This window comes from Enterococcus sp. DIV0660C (assembly GCF_017316125.1).
Taxonomy (GTDB): Bacteria; Bacillota; Bacilli; order Lactobacillales; family Enterococcaceae; genus Enterococcus_B.
In genome coordinates, this window is the sequence record NZ_JAFLWA010000041.1 from 33,721 (window position 1) to 53,627 (window position 19,907).

Genomic DNA, 19,907 nt, shown 5'->3' on the forward strand with positions numbered 1-19,907 from the left:
TTAAAGAGGTGACTTATGAATTCAATTCAAAAACAAATGAAAAGTGGAAACTTTTACTTGGTCGTTGCTTTGCTGATTGCAGTTATATTGTTTTATAGTTCGTCGCAAACGTATGTAGAGCAGTCACAAGTTTCCCGTTTAGAGAGCTGGTTATCTTCGCAGCCGTTTAAAGATGCATTGACAACGATTCGCTTTGATTATGGTGGAAGTGAAGTAAGTATCGAGCATTTAGGTTATTTCAAATTTGTAGAGTTCTTTATGCGAAAAGCTGCTCATTTTGGCACGTATTTTATTTTAGGCGGTAGCTTGTTCTTGGGTGTATTTCCTAAACTAAAGATTTGGTGGTTGACTGGGATTTTAGCTTGGTTATCAGCTACAGGATACGCAGGGTTAGATGAGTTTCATCAAATGGTGACTGGTGGAAGGTCACCGATGTTTCAAGATGTGATGCTTGATTCAATGGGAGCATTGACGGCTGTCTTTTTATGTATCTTGATGAAAGCTTGGAAAAAGAAATTGTAGATTTGTGTGATTGCATTTTCTACCAGAGGGTCTAAAATGAGTAGTGTGAACACAAAGGAGGAATAGGAATGTCAGGACACAGCAAATGGCACAATATTCAAGGAAGAAAAAATGCCCAAGATGCAAAACGGGGTAAAATTTTTCAAAAGCTTTCACGAGAAATCTATATGGCAGCAAAATCAGGTGGACCTGATCCTGCGATGAATCCTGCACTACGTTTAGTGGTAGATAAAGCAAAGGCTGCTAATATGCCAAATGACAATGTGGAACGTGCCATCAAAAAAGCAACAACTGCGGCGGATGAAGCAAACTATGATGAAATTACTTATGAAGGATATGGTCCAGGTGGTGTGGCTATCTTGGTACATGCGTTGACAGATAATCGAAATCGGACAGCAACCAACGTGCGTGTAGCTTTTACACGTAATGGAGGATCATTGGGAGAAACTGGGTCTGTTAATTATTTATTTGATCGAAAGGGTTACCTAGTGATTCAACGTGAAGGTCTAGCAGTAGATGAGGAGACAATGTTTGAAGATGTCTTGGAGGCTGGAGCAGAAGATTTGCAGACTTCAGCTGAAGTTTTTGAGATTTATACAGCGCCAGAAGATTTTGTAGCTGTTCGTGATCAATTAGAAAAAGATGGCTTTCATTTTGTACAGGCTGAGTTGACAATGATTCCACAAACGATGATTGCACTAACAGAGGAGCAGCGCGAACAACTAGATAAACTAGTCGACAAATTGGAAGATGATGATGACGTTTCAGAAGTCTTTACTTCTGCTGAGATGTAAAAAAAGGAGTCAAACGAACATAATTGTTCGTTTGACTCCTTTTGACTATTAGAATACCAAAACAGGTGTACCTACTTCGACCATTCCAAACAACTCTTTCATGACACTTGGGGGCGTATTGATACAACCGTGTGATCCACGGGTTTTCCATAATTCACCACCGTATTCAGGTTGCCAGTCAGAGTCATGAATTCCGACGCCTGTCCAGTCAATTGGCATCCAGTAATCTACTGGACTGGCATATGGTGTACCATCATCGTTGGTTCCTTTTAGAACGGAATTGGTTTCTTTGTTCCAAACATAAAAGACACCAGCTGGGGTTTGTGTTGTTGGCTTACCAGAAACGATATCTGTTTCAAGTGCGACTTTGCCGTCTTTGTAGTACCACATGTGTTGATTTTGTAAATCAACTTCAATGTAAGTATCTTCAATTAAAGCATGATCAGCAGTTGTACTACCTTGGACAATCGGTGAGCGAGTAAAATCTTGCCCAGCTAAAATTTGTTTCTTTAGAGCTGCGACTTCGTCTTCTGTTTGAATAGTCCAACTGTACGTTCCTGTTGGAACATTTACTTCGCCACGTTTTGTACTGTTAAACACAGTATCATTTGTACTTGTATTATATTCTTGACCTAACTCAGTTACATATTGTGTCACTTTGTCAGTATCTAAATCGATTTTTCCGTCGGAATAAATTAGCCAATTAGCTAAATCATTTGTAGGAATTTGGAATGTTTTTCCATTGATACTATAAGTTGCTTTGACTTTAGCAATGTTATTCATAGATGTCAATTGTTGGTTTAGCTCTTTGTCGTCAGCAGTAACTTTAGCTTTTGGTTTAAAATCATTCAAATCAATTTTCTTTTCATTTGTAGCAGCAACTTCTTTGATTTCTTTTACTGTTGCATCTACATCGATTGAATCACCATTGACTTCAGGTGTAATAGCAAATCCGTCGTCTGTTTTTTTGATGCTTGCATCTTGGGTCTGTTTTCGATTGCTATTTAAATCATTTAGCTTTGTTGTCAGTTCATCAATTGTAGTGTCTAGTTTTGAATGGTCCTGACTAACAGGATCAATTTCTTGTTTTTCAGCTGCGGAAACATAAGTCATACCCCAAGTCCAGCCGTTTTGTTTGGATAAGAGTTTACTTAAATCATTTGAGAAATCATCACGATAACCTAATTCTGATTTGGCGATTTCTTGCCAAACCTTACCATTTTCTTCAATAGATAGAGTTGTATTAGAATAAGTCTCTTTTAATTTATTGTTTGCCTGATCAACAGTCATATTACTTACATCAATTTCGTTGATCTCAGTATGAGGTAAGAAATGACTCGTGTAATATGTACTGCGGAAGGTATAGAAGCTGACTAATATTAACAAAACACCAAGTGCAGAAAGAATGCCAATGTGTATCTTTTTTTTATGTTGAGAAGATCTTGTCATAGAACGATAACTCCTTGAATAATAGAATAGGGTGCATATCGAGTTCATCATAGCACAATTTATTTGAAAAGACGAAATTTAAATATTCATTATAAAAAAAATTAAACAAAATCTTTTTTGATAATTGTTTCAAAATACTAAAAAAGCCGAGACAATCATTTGTCCCGACTAGATAGTTAATTTTTACAAAAAAGAAAGTAATTAGTCTTCTAATTTTGAGAATGCTTCGTCTAAAATTTCTTTTAATTGTTTAGCTGAAGCGTTCATACGATCTTGTTCTGCATCAGATAAAGGAATTTCGATAACTTTTTGAACACCTTGAGCATTGATAACAGCAGGTGCACCGATATAGATGTCATTCAATCCATATTGATCTTCCATGTAAACTGATAAAGGTAATACAGCATTTTCATCATCAAGGATAGCACGAGTGATACGAGCTAATGCAACTGCGATACCATAGAAAGTAGCGCCTTTTTTCTCGATGATTGTATAAGCTGCGTCACGTACGCCGAAGAAGATATTTACTAATGCTTCTTCATCTACTTCTGGATTATTTTTAACCCATTCGTAAATTTGTAGTCCAGCAACGTTTGCGTGTGACCAAACTGGGAATTCTGAGTCACCATGTTCGCCAAGGATGTAAGCATGAACGTTACGAGCATCAACATCAACTAATTCAGCAATCTTTTGACGGAAACGAGCTGAATCAAGAGATGTACCTGAACCAATAACGCGTTCTTTAGGGAATCCAGAGAATTTCCAAGTTGAGTAAGTTAAGATATCAACTGGGTTAGCAGCAACTAAGAAAATACCATTGAAACCTGATTCAACGATTTGTGTAACAACGTCGCGGTTGATTTTTAAGTTTTTGTTTACTAAGTCTAAACGAGTTTCACCTGGTTTTTGTGGAGCACCAGCAGTAATAACTACAAGGTCAGCGTCATGTGCATCTGCATAAGTAGCTGAGTAGATTTTTTTAGGTTGTGTCCAAGCAAGAGCATCAGTTAAGTCTAATGCGTCTCCTTCAGTTTTAGCTGTGTTAATATCTACAATTCCAACTTCTTGAGCGATATTTTGAGTAACTAGAGCGAAAGCATAACTAGAACCTACGGCACCGTCTCCAACAAGAATAACTTTTTTGTGATCTTTAATTTCTGCAGTTGCAGTCATATGTGTATCAATCCTTCCATTGATTTGTTTTTCTTTTTCCCTTGACTATGCTATCATGGATCAGGCTTGCTGTCACGCTATTTGGCTAGGAAATATAACAGATAACAAGGTTGTATCATATGTAAAAGCTTACATGTGCGTTATTTCACTATTTCTTGAAACCAATGATTTCATTAAGTTTTGAAGAATTTTTTAATATTTTTATCATTTATTAAACATTCTGTTTTAGTCGAAACAGCTGTTTATGTGTTATACTGTTTTTAAAATAAAAAAGAAGAATGAACCTTTTAACTGGACTGCTCGTTAGCTGTCCAGCATTTTGTGTTCTTTAGAATTAGGTGAATAAACAAATGAAAATGATCGTAGGATTAGGTAATCCAGGAACGAAGTATGAACAAACAAAACACAACATTGGATTTATGGTTGTTGATCGTCTTGCAAAAGAGCATCAAGCAACATTTAAAAAAAATAGTTTTGAGGCGGAAGTCGCAGAATTTTTTTACAAAGGAGAAAAGATTTTACTTGTAAAACCACAAATGTTTATGAATGAATCGGGTCGTTCAGTTGGACCGTTAATGACTTACTTTGGTATTTACCCAGAGGAATTGATTGTTGTATATGACGATTTGGATTTAGCAATCGGAAAGATTCGTTTGCGTCAAAAAGGAAGTGCTGGCGGCCACAATGGAATGAAAAGTATTATTTCACACTTGGATACGAATGTTTTTGATCGTGTAAAAGTTGGGATTGGTCGACCAGAAGGTAAGAAAACGGTGGTTTCACATGTGCTTAGCCCATTTAGCAAAGAAACACAACCTTTAATAGAAGAAAGTATTCATCGATCGGTTCAAGCAATCAATTTTGTTCTCGATGGGCATTCATTTATTGATACAATGAATCAGTTTAACTAAGAAGGAGAAACATAATGGATATTGTTCAATTAGTGGGCCAAGAACCTCAAGTAAAAGAATGGGTGGCTCAATTAGAAGCAAATACGCCACGGCAATTGATTACTGGGCTAGCAGGTTCTGCTAAAACATTGCTGATTGCTCACGTTTTCGAAAAAACGGACAAAAATATAATTGTTTTGTTACCAAATCTATATTACGCAAATCAATTAGCGGAAGATTTACAACACATCGTTGACCCAAATAGCATTCATTTGTTTCCAGTGGATGAAGTTTTGTCTGCAGAGATGGCTTTTTCTTCACCAGAAGCAAGAGCAGAACGAGTAGCAACGTTAAATGCATTACAAGAAAAGCGTACAGGAATTTATCTTTTGCCAGTAGCTGCGTTACACAAGAAATTACCAAGTAAGAAGGCTTGGATTGAAGCACAACTCAACTGGAAAGTTGGCGATGAGATTAATGCAGAAAACCTACCACGTCAATTAGTCCTAATGGGATATGAGCGACAAGAAATGGTTGCAAAACCGGGTGAATTTAGTATTCGTGGAAGCATTGTCGATATTTATCCTTTAACGATGGAACATCCTGTACGAGTCGAATTGTTTGATGTTGAAATTGATTCGATGCGTTACTTTGAAGCAGAAACGCAACGCTCTATTGGGCCAACAGAAGAAATTTGGATTTCGCCAACATCAGAGCAAGTCTATACAGAAACTGATTTGGAACATGGGATGAAAGAGTTAGAAAAATTACTTGAAAAAAGATTAGCTACAACTGTTGAAAAGGTCGATCAAGTATTTTTACAAGACTATTTCGGACAAATTTTGTCAAATTGGCAAGCGGGAGTACCGACGGAGGAGGCAAAACTTTACACAGATCTGCTTTATCCAACATCAACCACGATTTTAGATTATTTTCAATCTGATAGTTTGTTGATGGTGGATGATTATCCGAGAATGATGGAAACAAATCGAGAAATTGAACGAGAAGCCGCCGAATGGCAGACACAAAAAATTAGTGAACTGCGTGTTTTTTCTGAACAAGTCTTTGTTATAGATGTTCATAAATTGATCCAAAAAGAACATTTTTCGACAACTTTTTTTGCTTTGTTCCAAAAAGGGATGGGCAATTTGAAGTTTCATGCCATTCATTCGTTCCAATATCGAACGATGCAGCAATTTTTTGGGCAAATGCCTTTATTGAAAACGGAAATCGATCGTTGGCGTAAGCAAAAACAGACAGTTATAATCTACATTCCAACTAAAGAACGAATTCGCAAAGTAGAAGAATTATTGCGCGACGATGACATTTTAGCCATTGAAACGGCAAGTGATGAGTTAATCGTTGGTCAAGTACAGTTAGTTGAAGGTGCATTACAAAATGGTTTTGAATTACCACAGGAAAAAATCGTGGTTATTACTGAAAAAGAAATTTTCCAAAAGACAACGAAAAAACGAGCTCGCCGACAAACAGTTACGAATGCAGAACGATTAAAAAGTTATAATGAATTAAAAGCTGGTGACTATGTTGTTCATGCAAATCATGGGATTGGAAAGTATATTGGGATGGAGACGCTCGAAGTTGATGGCGTCCATCAAGATTACATGACGATTCTATACCAAAATGATGACAAATTATTTATTCCTGTCACTCAATTAAATTTGATTCAAAAATATGTTGCGTCTGAATCAAAAGCTCCACGAATTAATAAGCTAGGTGGTAGTGAGTGGACGAAAACCAAACGTAAGGTTTCTTCTAAAATTGAAGATATCGCGGATGATCTAATCAAACTATACGCAGCTAGAGAATCTGAGATCGGCTATGCTTTTGGCCCAGACGATGGTTACCAAAAAGAATTTGAAGAAGCGTTTCCTTATTCTGAAACGGATGATCAATTGCGTAGTTCTTCAGAAATCAAACGTGATATGGAAAAAGAAAAACCGATGGATCGTTTGCTTGTAGGCGATGTAGGGTATGGTAAGACAGAAGTCGCTTTGCGTGCTGCTTTTAAAGCAGTGAAAGAAAGTAAACAAGTGGCATTTTTAGTTCCAACGACCATTCTTGCACAACAACATTACGAGACGATGCTGGAACGTTTTGAAGGTTTTCCAATTAATATTGGTTTGTTGAGCCGTTTTCGAACGAAAAAGCAACAGAAAGAAACGATTGAACAATTGCGTACAGGGCAAGTAGATATTGTTGTCGGAACGCATCGTATTTTATCAAAAGATATTGAATTTAGTGACTTGGGCTTATTGATTATAGATGAAGAACAACGATTTGGCGTGAAGCATAAAGAACGATTGAAACAGCTTCGGGCGCAAGTAGATGTACTGACGTTGACAGCGACACCAATACCAAGAACACTGCATATGTCGATGCTTGGCGTACGAGACTTATCAGTTATTGAAACACCACCGGCAAATCGTTACCCCATTCAAACTTACGTTATGGAGAAGAATCCTGGAGCAATACGAGAAGCAATTCATCGTGAAATGGGACGAGGCGGGCAAGTTTTTTATCTTTATAATCGAGTGGAAACGATTGAGCAAAAAGTGGAAGAAATCCAAGAGTTAGTTCCAGAAGCGAGGATTGGCTACGCTCATGGTCAAATGACAGAAGTTCAATTAGAAAATACATTATTTGATTTTATTGAAGGACAATACGATGTGTTAGTAACGACCACAATTATTGAAACAGGTGTAGATATTCCCAATGCGAATACTTTATTTGTTGAAAATGCTGATTATATGGGATTATCAACTCTTTATCAGCTACGAGGTCGAGTAGGGCGAAGCAATCGAGTAGCTTATGCTTACTTTATGTATGAACCACAAAAGATTCTCAATGAAGTGAGTGAAAAAAGATTGCAAGCAATCAAAGATTTTACAGAACTAGGATCAGGTTTTAAAATTGCCATGCGTGATTTATCGATTCGTGGTGCTGGAAACCTATTAGGTGCACAACAACATGGCTTTATTGATGCAGTTGGTTTCGATATGTATTCACAAATGTTAAGTGAAGCTGTTGCTCGTAAACAAGGGAAAAATAATCAAGTTGAAAAAACAACGGTGGAAATCGACCTTGGTGTGGACGCTTATTTACCAGATACTTACGTTTCAGATCAACGCCAAAAAATTGAAATCTATAAACGAATCCGGGAACTTGAATCACAAGAAATGTTGGACGAGCTTGAAGATGATCTATTGGATCGTTTCGGTGAATATCCTGAAGAAGTTGCCCATTTATTAACAGTCGGACAATTAAAAATGGACGGAGATCGTGCACTGCTAGAAACGATGCGTAAGCAACAAGATACAGTGGTCTTCACGTTAAGTAAGGTAGGCACAAAGCGTTATTCTGTTGAACAATTGTTTGAAGCATTAAGTGAAACAACGTTGAAAGCAGGATTAGGTGTGGAAAAGGAAAAGATGGTTATCCGTTTAACCATCCCAAAAACAATGAACGAAGCTGTTTGGTTATTAGAAATCCAACAATTTGTTAAAGCATTACGACAACAAAAATATTTGTCGGTATAGGAAGGAGCGATTCCCTTGGACCACAAAGAAATGCGTCAAGTGATGCAAGGAGCGGTGATTTTGACCGTAGCTTCTTTTATTGCTAAAGTTTTAAGCGCGCTTTATCGAATTCCTCTTCAAAATTTGGTTGGTGATGAAGGATTTTACGTTTATCAACAAGTATATCCGATTTATGGAATCGCGATGACCTTGGCTTTATCAGGGTTACCCCAATTCATTTCAAAATATGTCGCAGAAAAAAAGGAGCCATTGAAACAACGAGAGGCGTTAAAAGAATTATACCCTTTGGTCTTTTGGACAGGTGTTTGTTTATGGCTAGGTGTCTGGTTATTTAGTGGTGTTTTAGCGCAAATGATGGGTGATTATCAACTGAAACCCTTGATTGAAGTCGTTTCTTTCACATTTCTATTGATGCCAGGGTTATCTTTTTATCGAGGGAATTTCCAAGGACATTTTTTGATGGAACCAACTGCTATATCACAAGTGGTGGAACAAATCGTTCGCGTGTCGATTATCGTGTTTAGCGCATTCGCATTTAAACAGTATAGTTGGAATGTTTATGAAACTGGCACAGCAGCAATGAGTGGCGCTGTGGCAGGTGGGCTATGTGCATACCTTGTTCTTTATTATTATGAACAAAAAATTCATGGAGGAGCAATGAGTTTCCGAAGTTTTCCCATCTTCTCACAACCAAGTAAATGGTTGATACGTCGTTTCTTGGTTGAGGGTGGTTTAGTTTCGATTTACAGTGGGTTATTGATTTTCTTTCAATTAATTGATTCATTTTTTGTAAAGAATGCGTTACAAATCTATGGCTTAAGTGAACATGCGTCTAAAATAGCTAAAGGGGTTTACGATCGTGGACAGCCATTAGTACAATTAGGACTGGTCATTGCAACGGCATTAAGTGCTACTTTTTTACCGACATTGACTAGGTATTTAGCAGGCTCCGTCTATGGACAATTCGTGAAGACTGCTAAGATGTATTTGCGATTAACGACGGCATTAGCTTTGGCGGCTTCCGCTGGTCTAGCAATGCTGCTTCCTTATATCAACTATGCGTTGTTTAAAGATTACGCTGGGAATGCTACTTTAGTGTTGTTTGTGTTTGCGATTGTTTTAACAGCTGTGATTCAAGCTTATCAAAGTATTGCGCAAAGCAAAAACTCTTTTCGTCCATCGTTGAAAGGTGCGGGCTGGGGACTATTAGTCAAATTATTAACAACGGCAGTATTTACTCAATGGTTTGGGACGGTTGGAGCAAGTTTATCAACCTTGCTTGGTCTAGTCGTGACTCTTTGGTATTTTATTCATATAGAAACAACTGAAGTAAATGCTTTTTGGAAAGAACGGGCTTTTGGGAAAAAATTATTACAGAGTTTAGCTTGGATGATTTTTGTGCTATTCACTTATTATGGAGTGATCCAAGTAATTGTCGGATCAGTTACACATCGTTCAGGTGCATTGTTCATCAGCCTTATTGGTGTCGTGATTGGCGGATTAACATTTGTCTTTGCGGTCATCTCGTTGAAAGTTTTTACGATTCGGGAATGGTTGTTGTTGCCTTTTGGTAAAAAAATTCTACGATTCAATCAAAAATTCAAGAAAAAGTGAGGATATATTATGCGATTAGATAAATTTATGAAAATTTCTCGTATTATCAAGCGACGTTCCGTAGCAAAAGAAGTGGCTGATAAAGGTAGAATTCAGGTGAATGGTAAGTTAGCAAAATCTTCGAGTGATGTCAAAGTTGGCGATATATTAAAAATCCAGTTTGGAAACAAAACAATGGAAGTCAAAGTCAATGAACTTCACGAATCAACAAAAAAAGAAGATGCACAAAAAATGTATGAAATTATTTCAGAAACAAGAACAGAAAACACAAATTAATAGATTAGACAAGCTTTATTGATATTGGTATAATAGAAAAGACAAGCCAAAACAGATTGGAGCGAAAGCAAGTGGCAAAAAAAGGCAATAAAATTGCTGCGTTAGATACAGATTACACAAAGAAAAAATATGCTGAATTTCAAAAGCAACAACGACAGCTCGTTTTTCGTAGACGTCGGTTAGCGGTCATCTTATTAGGCGCTTTGTTCATTTTTTCAATCATTGGTGTGCAAATTTTCCGGGATATGCAACGTCTAGATAAACTAGCCGAGTTAAAGGTCGAAGCTACCACGGAAATGAAAGAAGTCAAAGCAGACGTCACGCAATTAAAAGCAGATGTCTCGCTGCTGAAGGATGACGACTATGTGGCAAAACTTGCCAGAAGCAAATTCTTTTATTCCAAAGAAGGCGAGCAAGTTTATCCAGTATTGGAATCTAATACAAGCAGTTCAACAGAAGGAACAAACCAATCAACGAGTTCTACAACTGCAAAATAAGCAGGAATATAAATTGGGTAATAAATAGGAGGAACATTTTTTTTATGTCAATCGAGGTAGGAGCAAAACTGCAAGGAAAAGTATCAGGTATTACAAATTTTGGTGCATTTATTGATTTAGGTTCTGGTAAAACAGGTTTAGTCCATATCAGTGAAGTATCAAACGGTTTTGTAAAAGATATTCATGATGTATTAAGTGTTGGCGATGAGGTGACAGTGAAAGTTACATCTGTTGGTGATGACGGAAAAATTGGATTATCCATTCGTAAAGCACAAGAACAACCAGAAAGTGCTGGTAAAGAAACAAATCATAATGCAAAGAAATTTCAACATCAAAATAAGGAACCTCGGGAAAATCGTACGCGCTCAACACAAAAAAAATCTTTTTCTCGCAGTCAACCTTCAAATACGAAAGAAGACTTCGATTCATTGATGAGTTCATTTTTGAAAGATAGTGATGATCGACTAACTTCACTAAAACGTAACACTGAAGGAAAACGTGGTGGTCGCGGCGGACGTCGTAGCTAATAAAGATGAATAATCACCCTAACGTTTTTCTTACTAGCTAAGGTGAACATTTATTGAACACATCATTATTCGTACCAAATAAAAATATAGCTGGGACAAAACATTGGCTTCGTTTTGTCTCGGCTTTTCTTTTTTGAAAGGAGGAAGATTGTCTTGAAAGAATGGTTTGGCCAATTAGGACAACAAAAACATTTCTGGTCAGAAAAAACCAAAATTTTAGTTGCTGTTTCTGGCGGAGTAGATTCAATGGTTTTGTTGGATTTATTGTTAGCTGCACAACAAAAAGATTCCTTTACTTTGGGCGTTGTTCATGTCAATCATCAATTACGGGTAGAATCTGTTGAGGAAGAACAGTATTTACAAAAGTATACGAAAGAAAAGAATCTTCCTTTTTATTCCGTTACGTGGGAACTACCTGCTGAAACTGGTGTTGAGACAGCCGCACGGCAATTTCGTTACCAAACCTTCTCTCGTATCATGTACGAGAAAGGGTATGACACGTTGATGACCGCCCATCATGGAGATGACCAAATTGAAACGATTTTGATGAAAATTTTAAGAGGGGGACAATTGAATAGTTTTGCTGGAATCAAAGAAATTCAACCGTTCGCAACAGGAAATTTGATTCGTCCATTACTAAGTTATAGCAAGGAACAATTATATGAATATGCGAACGAACAACAGCTGATTTATTTTGAAGACGCAACAAATCAGGAATTAGATATACAAAGAAATCGACTGCGTCATTTAGTTGTTCCACAATTAAAAGAAGAAAATACACAAGCTTTACGTCATTTCCAACGATTTTCAAATCAGATTCAATGGGCAGATGAATTGATCCGAAAACAGATGAGTAAAAAGGTAACTGAACTTCTTCAACCATTAGCCAATGGCTGGGCAATTTCCGCGACAAACATTTCGGCAATGGCTGAAAGTGAACGTTACTTTTTTCTCCATACACTTTTCGAACGGTTGTTCAACGAAACGACTGTCGCAGTAAAAGAGCAACAAATTTTATTTCTAGTCAATCAGTGGCAAAGTGAAAAAAGCCAATGGCAGGTTGATCTAGGTAAAGGTTGGGTGTTCAAAAAAGAATATATGAATGTAAGAATTGAACAGTCACGACCAGTGCAAAGTTTCACACCAAGAGATCTGCTTCCAAACCAACCGATTTATTTAAGTGATTCACAATGGATTGGCTTGTTTTCGAGTGACAAAATAGCTGTACCAGAAAATCTTGCTGATTGGTCAGAATTTAGACACGATTTGTGGCTCGAAAAGGGAACAGAACTTCAGGTAGATCGACGACAACCTGGTGATCGGATTCGTTTGACCGAAACGCTTACGAAAAAAATTTCTCGTTACTTTATCGACAAAAAAATCCCTGATGTACAAAGGAAACAAGCGTACCTGATTACAGATGAACAAAGAAACGTGTATAGTGTTGCTCCTTTTGTCTTTTCTTATTTGAGTATTGCCAAAGAAACTGATAAAATACACTACATACTTCTTTACAAATATCAAAAGAAGCAACTGGAAGGAGAACCCAATGTTAGAAAAGGATATTGAGAAAGTTTTGATTTCAAAAGAAGAAATACAAGCTCGTTGTGAAGAACTGGGCAAAGAATTAACTGAAACTTATCGTGATAAAAATCCACTAGTAGTCGGCGTATTAAAAGGAGCCGTTCCTTTTATGGCGGACATCGTGCGCTCAATTGACACTTATTTAGAGCTAGATTTCATGGATGTTTCAAGTTACGGAAATGCTACTGTGTCTTCCGGTGAAGTAAAAATCGTAAAAGACTTAGATACAAATGTAGAAGGTCGCGACTTGCTGATTGTTGAAGATATCATCGACAGTGGTCGAACACTTGCGTACTTAGTTGATCTTTTTAAATATCGTAAAGCCAATTCCGTGAAAATCGTTACTTTATTAGATAAACCAGAAGGACGCGTTGTGAACATTGAAGCTGATTATGTTGGGTTTAATGTGCCTAATGAATTTGTTGTAGGCTACGGTTTGGACTATGCAGAAGCTTATCGAAACCTTCCTTATGTTGGGGTCTTAAAACCTAGTGTTTATCAGTCAAATTAGTGCCTTTTCTGAAATGAGTTATGTTACAATGAAATGGTCAGGATTGATAAAAATTTCTAAATCAAATTAGTGTTTAAGGAGGGTAACTATGAACAAAAAGAATAACGGCATGATGAAAAATGCCTTATATTATGTCCTCGTGATTTTGGCGATGGTCATGGTGGTCTATTTTATCTTTGGTAACAATGGCCAGCAGTCGTCAGACATCGAGTACTCAAAATTCACTGAACAATTAGAGTCAGGGAAAATCAAAGAATTTAGTGTTCAACCTGCAAATGGTGTGTATAAAATCACTGGTGAATACAAGGAGAAACAAACAGTCAGCAACAGTGGCGGTTTAGCAATCCTAGGCTCAACTGATGTATCAACAACACACTTCACAACAATCATTTTGCCAAATGACACGACGTTAAGTCAGGTAACAGATTTGGCAAAACAACATGATGTAGGAACAACAATTAAAGAAGAGTCAAGTAGTGGTATTTGGGTATCTCTACTATTAAGCTTCTTGCCAATTGTAATCATCATTTTCTTCTTCTATATGATGATGGGTCAACAAGGCGGTGGCGGTGGCGGCGGTGGCCGAGTGATGAACTTCGGTAAATCAAAAGCCAAAGAAGCCGACAAAAAAGCGAACCGTGTTCGTTTTTCTGATGTTGCTGGTGCGGAAGAAGAAAAACAAGAACTTGTTGAAGTCGTTGAGTTTTTGAAAGATCCTCGTCGATTTGTTGAATTAGGTGCAAGAATTCCAGCTGGTGTTCTTTTAGAAGGACCTCCAGGAACAGGTAAAACGTTATTAGCGAAAGCTGTTGCCGGTGAAGCTGGTGTACCTTTCTACTCAATTTCTGGTTCTGATTTCGTTGAAATGTTCGTCGGTGTTGGTGCAAGTCGTGTACGTGATTTGTTTGAAACAGCGAAGAAAAATGCACCAGCAATCATTTTCATTGATGAAATTGATGCTGTTGGTCGTCAACGTGGAGCTGGTATGGGTGGCGGACACGATGAACGTGAACAAACATTGAACCAATTATTGGTGGAGATGGATGGATTTGATGGAAATGAAGGCGTAATTGTGATTGCTGCAACGAACCGTTCAGATGTCTTAGACCCAGCGTTGTTACGCCCAGGTCGTTTTGACCGTCAAATTTTGGTCGGTCGTCCAGATGTCAAAGGTCGCGAAGCCATTTTACGTGTTCATGCTAAAAATAAACCTTTAGCTGACGACGTTGATTTAAAAGTTGTTGCACAACAAACACCAGGATTTGCTGGTGCGGATTTAGAAAATGTTTTAAATGAGGCTGCTTTAGTAGCTGCTCGTCGTAATAAAAAGAAAATTGACGCATCTGATATTGATGAAGCAGAAGATCGTGTTATCGCTGGTCCTGCTAAGAAAGATCGCGTAATCAACAAAAAAGAACGCGAAATGGTTGCTTACCATGAAGCTGGACATACAATCGTTGGTTTAGTCTTAAGTCGCGCACGTATCGTTCATAAAGTAACAATCATTCCTCGTGGTCGTGCTGGCGGGTACATGATCGCTTTACCAAAAGAAGATCAATTCTTGATGACCAAAGAAGATATGTTTGAACAAATCGTTGGATTACTTGGTGGTCGTACAGCTGAAGAAATTATTTTTGGCGTTCAATCAACAGGTGCTTCAAATGACTTTGAACAAGCGACTTCATTAGCTAGAAGCATGGTTACTGAATATGGAATGAGTGATCGACTTGGACCAGTTCAATACGAAGGAAACCATCAAGTATTTGTTGGCCGTGATTATGGTCAAACAAAAGCTTACTCTGAACAAGTTGCATTTGAAATCGATCAAGAAGTTCGCAAGATTTTGATGGATGCTCATCAAAAAGCACATGAAATTATCGAAGCACACCGTGAACAACATAAATTAATCGCAGAAAAACTTCTTGAATTTGAAACACTGGATGCGAAAGCAATTAAATCATTGTTCGAACATGGTGTGATGCCAGAAGGAACAGAATCTGCTGATTATCCAAGTGAAAAAGAAGCACAAACATTTGAAGAAGCAAAACGTGCTTTAGAAGAGAAAGATGCGGAAAAACAAGCAGAAGAAAAACAAGATTTTGAAGAAACAAAACAAGAACTAAAAGACGAAGCCGAAGAAGTAAAATTGGCTAGTGAAGAAACTGGTTCGGAAGTTGCAAAAGAAGAAAAAGACAAAGAGTCTGATTACGACAAAAACAACTTTGAAGATCGTTATAAATAGTAAAATGTTTTGAAGCTGGGACAAATCAATGTCCCAGCTTTTTTTCTTTGAATCCATTTAATTTAGTTTTCTATTGAGCAGTTTGAAGCAAATTAAAGCAAAAACTTATATGTAAAAATTATTTTCTCTTTTGTTTAATTTGATTTATTATTAAGCTCTGATTTCAAAAGTTGAAAAAAATGAAAGTTGCTAGTATGATTCACTAGGAGCTGAAAAACCAAAAAAAGGGGTACATACAATAATGGAAGATTATTTAGTTAAAGCACTAGCACATGATGGTTTTGTTCGTGCTTATGCAGTACAAGCAACAAATACAGTCGCAGAAGCACAGCGTCGCCACGATACATGGCATACATCGTCGGCAGCGTTAGGTCGCACACTAGTTGGTAGTTTATTATTAGGAGCGACACTAAAAGGTGAAGATAAATTAACGGTTCGTATTCAAGGAGACGGCCCAGCTGTTGGAATTGTTGTTGATGCAAATGGGAAAGGTGATGTAAAAGGATATATTAAAAATCCGCATTTAAGCTTACCGTTGAACCCCGAGGGAAAAATTGATGTCCGTGGTGCAGTGGGAACACAAGGGATGTTCACAGTAACTAAGGATTTGGGATTAAAAGAACCTTTCTCTGGGCAAACTCCCATCGTCTCGGGTGAAATCGCAGAAGACTTTACTTACTATTTAGCTATTTCTGAGCAAATTCCATCAGCGGTTGGTCTAAGCGTCTTAGTGAATACAGATGACAGTATTAAAACTGCTGGTGGATTTATGATTCAAATCATGCCTGGTGCGGATGAAGAAATGATTTCTAAAATCGAAGAACAACTGAAAACAACACCAAGAATCTCAACATTGCTTGATGAAGGGCACACACCTGAAGAAATTTTAAAAGGGTTACTGGGAACAGAAGAATTAAATATTTTAGAAAAAATGCCTGTTCAATTTGCTTGTGATTGTTCAAAAGAAAAATTTGCAGAGGCAATCATTGCACTAGGTACAGAAGAAATTCAGGCGATGATCGATGAAGATCATGGGGCAGAAGCTGTTTGTTCATTTTGTAATAATAAATATGAGTATTCTGAACAAGAACTATTAGATCTGAAGGCAGAAGCAGTAGGAGGAATTTAGTTGGAACATCAATGGAGAATTGGGAATGTTGAAATTCCAAATCGTGTAGTTGTTGCACCAATGGCTGGAATTAGTAACTCTGCTTTTCGAGTAACGGTTAAAGAATTTGGTGCAGGACTAGTCGTTTGTGAGATGATTAGTGATCAAGGCATCCATTTTCGGAACAAAAAAACGCTAGAGATGCTTCATATTGAAGAGGCAGAGCATCCACTAAGCGTCCAAATTTTTGGCGGCAATAAAGACAGCTTAGTTGAAGCAGCACAATTTGTTCAAGAAAATACAACGGCAGATATTATTGATATCAATATGGGATGTCCAGTAAACAAAGTGATCAAGGCAGAAGCGGGAGCTAAGTGGTTACTTGATCCAGATAAGGTCTATGAAATGGTTCATGCTGTTTCTGCTGCTGTAGACATACCTGTCACAGTTAAGATGCGAATTGGTTGGGATAATCAACACGTTTTTGCCGTTCAAAATGCCTTAGCTGCAGAGTCAGCTGGTGCGGGTGCGATTGCTATGCATGGTCGTACTAGAGTGCAAATGTATGAAGGACAAGCTGATTGGGAAGTCTTGAAAGAAGTCAAACAACATTTGACGATTCCTTTTATGGGAAACGGGGACGTAAAAACGCCTGAAGATGCGAAACGTATGTTGGAGTATGTCGGAGCAGATGGCGTAATGATTGGGCGTGCAGCTTTAGGCAATCCTTGGATGATTCATCGTACGCAACATTATTTGGAAACAGGTGAGCTGATTCCTGAGCCAACACCTGCTGAGAAAATCGCAACTGCGAAACTTCATCTGCGACGTTTGGCTGATTTAAAAGGTGAACAAATAGCATGTCGTGAATTCCGAACACATGCTTCCTACTATTTAAAAGGAATTCCTCGCGCAGCTAAAGTAAAAGTAGCAATCAATCATTCTGAAAACCAACGAGAGATCAATGATTTGCTTGACGCTTTTTTAGAAAAAACAGAAAAGGTTGCTGTAAAACATTAAACTGATTTCTAAGATTTTTGTGAATTTCAAGCCGAAAATTTAAGTTCGGCTTGCTTTTTTTGTGTTTCATTGGCATTATTAGAACTGAGAACTACTAGGAGAATGGAGGAACTTTTGTGACTGAGGAACAACAACATCAAGTAGAAGATTTAAATGATCAAATGCTTGTTCGCCGCCAAAAGATGGAAGAACTAAGAGAAACTGGAATCGATCCGTTCGGGAAGCGATTTGAACGTACACATAACTCAGAAGAGTTACATGAATTATTTGATTCAAGAACAAAAGAAGAATTAGCTGAGATGAGTTTGACTGCTAGCGTAGCAGGACGAATGATGACTCGCCGTGGAAAAGGGAAAGCGGGCTTCGCGCATCTTCAAGATCGTGAAGGCCAAATCCAAATTTACGTGCGTAAAGATCAAGTGGGTGATGATGCCTATGAGATTTTTAAACATGCTGACTTAGGGGACTTCTTCGGAGTTACAGGTCAAATTATGAAGACTGATACAGGTGAAGTAACGATCAAAGCAACAGAATTTACAATTCTTTCAAAAGCGTTACGTCCATTACCTGATAAATATCACGGATTGACAAACATTGAGCAACGTTACCGTCAACGCTACTTAGATTTGATTAGTAATCGTGAAAGCTTTGATCGTTTTATGAAACGCAGTCAAATCATTAGTGAAATTCGCCGTTATCTAGATGGAAATGGCTACATTGAAGTAGAAACACCTGTTTTACACAATGAAGCTGGTGGAGCGGCAGCTCGTCCATTTACTACACATCACAATGCTCTAGATATTGATTTATATTTACGTATTGCACTAGAGTTACACTTGAAACGTCTAATTGTTGGTGGAATGGAAAAAGTTTATGAAATTGGTCGAGTTTTCCGTAATGAAGGAATCGATACAACACATAACCCTGAGTTCACAATGCTAGAAGCTTATACTGCTTATACAGATTATCGCGATGTCATGAATCTAACTGAGGGGATTATTCGTAATGCTGCTGAAAAAGTTTTAGGAACAGCGCGTATTACTTATGATGGTCAAGCAGTTGACCTTGAAAGTGACTTCAAACGTGTTCATATGGTAGACGCAATTAAAGAACAAACTGGGGTTGATTTCTGGAAAGAAATGACATTAGATGAAGCTCTTGCAATTGCTAAAGAACATAACGTGGAAGTAACAGATGCAATGGGTGTGGGACACGTAATCAATGAATTCTTTGAAGAATTTGTTGAAGAAACCTTGACACAACCAACTTTTATTTATGGACATCCAGTCGAAGTCTCACCATTAGCGAAGAAAAATCCTGAAGATCCACGTTTTACTGATCGCTTTGAATTGTTTATCATTGGTAGAGAATTTGCAAATGCCTTTACTGAATTGAATGATCCAATTGATCAAAGAGAACGCTTTGAAGCGCAAGAAAAAGAGCGTGAACTAGGTAATGATGAAGCGCATGGTGTAGATGAAGATTTCTTGGAAGCTTTAGAATACGGAATGCCACCAACTGGTGGATTAGGAATTGGAATTGATCGCTTGGTAATGTTGCTTACAGATGCACAATCAATCCGCGATGTTTTGTTGTTCCCGACAATGCGCTAAGCCAAATAGTAAAATAAATAATAGAAGATGGCTGTCTGATTATCCAGATAGCTGTCTTTTTTGTCGTTCAAGAATTTAAAAATAGTTTTAACGAAAATTATCTCTTTATTTAAATTGATATCATTGATATTTGGTTGAAAAGCGAACGAAAAATACATTATAAATAGTAATGATCGGACAAATAAAAAAAACGAAAAAAAACAAAAAAATTCATTGACCCGACTTGTTTTAGTTGGTATATTATTATTTGTTCGTAAGACGGACAACCACTGAAAGATGAAAGTTTTTTCAGAAAATAAATTTCAAAAAGTTATTGACGTGTGAGTTATCACATGATAAGATAACTAAGTCGTTTAAAAAGAACCTCTTAAGAAGCTTGATTTCATCAAGAAAAACTTCAAAAAAGTTCTTGACAAATAACAAACGATGCGATATGATAAATGAGTTGCTGAAAGATTTCTTAAACGGAATCGAAAAAAACTTTTTTCAAAAAAGAGTTGACATTCAAACGTCACTCTGATATGATATAA

At 37.5% G+C, this 19,907-nt stretch carries 16 protein-coding genes; 14 read left to right on the forward strand and 2 right to left on the reverse strand.

Annotated features, from left to right (window positions below; genetic code table 11):
• Positions 1 to 15 precede the first annotated feature (15 nt).
• Entirely contained in the window at positions 16 to 522 is a 507-nt protein-coding gene (locus tag DOK81_RS10965; protein ID WP_206910827.1) for a VanZ family protein, read from the forward strand.
• Positions 523 to 590: 68 nt separating this feature from the next.
• Positions 591 to 1,316: a YebC/PmpR family DNA-binding transcriptional regulator gene (locus DOK81_RS10970; RefSeq protein WP_206910828.1), complete on the forward strand. Its 726-nt coding sequence runs from the start codon at positions 591 to 593 to the stop codon at positions 1,314 to 1,316.
• Between the two features lie 48 nt (positions 1,317 to 1,364).
• Here the strand turns inward: DOK81_RS10970 and DOK81_RS10975 are convergent, their stop codons facing one another.
• Positions 1,365 to 2,765, reverse strand: coding sequence for a L,D-transpeptidase family protein (locus DOK81_RS10975; protein WP_206910829.1), 1,401 nt, complete (start codon positions 2,763 to 2,765; stop codon positions 1,365 to 1,367).
• A gap of 201 nt (positions 2,766 to 2,966) precedes the next feature.
• Positions 2,967 to 3,938 (reverse strand): L-lactate dehydrogenase, encoded by a 972-nt coding sequence (locus DOK81_RS10980; protein ID WP_206898990.1) that lies wholly within the window; start codon positions 3,936 to 3,938, stop codon positions 2,967 to 2,969.
• A 350-nt stretch (positions 3,939 to 4,288) separates the two neighbouring features.
• On the opposite strand from DOK81_RS10980, the gene pth reads away from it, so the two are divergent.
• The 12 genes from pth (at position 4,289) to lysS (ending at position 19,377) form a co-directional block, all read left to right on the forward strand.
• Positions 4,289 to 4,849 (forward strand): aminoacyl-tRNA hydrolase, encoded by a 561-nt coding sequence (gene pth / locus DOK81_RS10985; protein ID WP_206910830.1) that lies wholly within the window; start codon positions 4,289 to 4,291, stop codon positions 4,847 to 4,849.
• 14 nt (positions 4,850 to 4,863) lie between these two features.
• On the forward strand, positions 4,864 to 8,385 hold the full coding sequence (gene mfd, locus DOK81_RS10990; protein WP_206910832.1) for a transcription-repair coupling factor: 3,522 nt from the start codon (positions 4,864 to 4,866) through the stop codon (positions 8,383 to 8,385).
• A gap of 15 nt (positions 8,386 to 8,400) precedes the next feature.
• Entirely contained in the window at positions 8,401 to 9,999 is a 1,599-nt protein-coding gene (locus DOK81_RS10995) for an oligosaccharide flippase family protein (protein WP_206910834.1), read from the forward strand.
• Positions 10,000 to 10,008: 9 nt separating this feature from the next.
• The gene (locus tag DOK81_RS11000) at positions 10,009 to 10,275 is read left to right on the forward strand and encodes an RNA-binding S4 domain-containing protein (protein ID WP_206910836.1); all 267 of its coding nucleotides are present in this window, start codon (positions 10,009 to 10,011) and stop codon (positions 10,273 to 10,275) included.
• A 71-nt stretch (positions 10,276 to 10,346) separates the two neighbouring features.
• Positions 10,347 to 10,772, forward strand: a complete 426-nt coding sequence (locus DOK81_RS11005) for a septum formation initiator family protein (RefSeq protein ID WP_206910838.1) — start codon at positions 10,347 to 10,349, stop codon at positions 10,770 to 10,772.
• Between the two features lie 44 nt (positions 10,773 to 10,816).
• Positions 10,817 to 11,299 (forward strand): S1 domain-containing RNA-binding protein, encoded by a 483-nt coding sequence (locus DOK81_RS11010; RefSeq protein WP_206898984.1) that lies wholly within the window; start codon positions 10,817 to 10,819, stop codon positions 11,297 to 11,299.
• A 153-nt stretch (positions 11,300 to 11,452) separates the two neighbouring features.
• Positions 11,453 to 12,868 (forward strand): tRNA lysidine(34) synthetase TilS, encoded by a 1,416-nt coding sequence (tilS, locus tag DOK81_RS11015; protein ID WP_242590003.1) that lies wholly within the window; start codon positions 11,453 to 11,455, stop codon positions 12,866 to 12,868.
• The gene (hpt, locus tag DOK81_RS11020) at positions 12,849 to 13,394 is read left to right on the forward strand and encodes a hypoxanthine phosphoribosyltransferase (RefSeq protein ID WP_206898982.1); all 546 of its coding nucleotides are present in this window, start codon (positions 12,849 to 12,851) and stop codon (positions 13,392 to 13,394) included. The genes tilS and hpt overlap by 20 nt, the downstream gene beginning before the upstream one ends.
• Positions 13,395 to 13,482: 88 nt before the next feature.
• On the forward strand, positions 13,483 to 15,636 hold the full coding sequence (gene ftsH, locus DOK81_RS11025; RefSeq protein WP_206910845.1) for an ATP-dependent zinc metalloprotease FtsH: 2,154 nt from the start codon (positions 13,483 to 13,485) through the stop codon (positions 15,634 to 15,636).
• A 241-nt stretch (positions 15,637 to 15,877) separates the two neighbouring features.
• On the forward strand, positions 15,878 to 16,765 hold the full coding sequence (gene hslO / locus DOK81_RS11030) for an Hsp33 family molecular chaperone HslO (protein WP_206910850.1): 888 nt from the start codon (positions 15,878 to 15,880) through the stop codon (positions 16,763 to 16,765).
• The gene (gene dusB / locus DOK81_RS11035; RefSeq protein WP_206910853.1) at positions 16,766 to 17,764 is read left to right on the forward strand and encodes a tRNA dihydrouridine synthase DusB; all 999 of its coding nucleotides are present in this window, start codon (positions 16,766 to 16,768) and stop codon (positions 17,762 to 17,764) included.
• 116 nt (positions 17,765 to 17,880) lie between these two features.
• Complete coding sequence (gene lysS, locus DOK81_RS11040) at positions 17,881 to 19,377, forward strand: lysine--tRNA ligase (RefSeq protein WP_206910856.1); 1,497 nt, start codon at positions 17,881 to 17,883, stop codon at positions 19,375 to 19,377.
• Positions 19,378 to 19,907 lie beyond the last annotated feature (530 nt).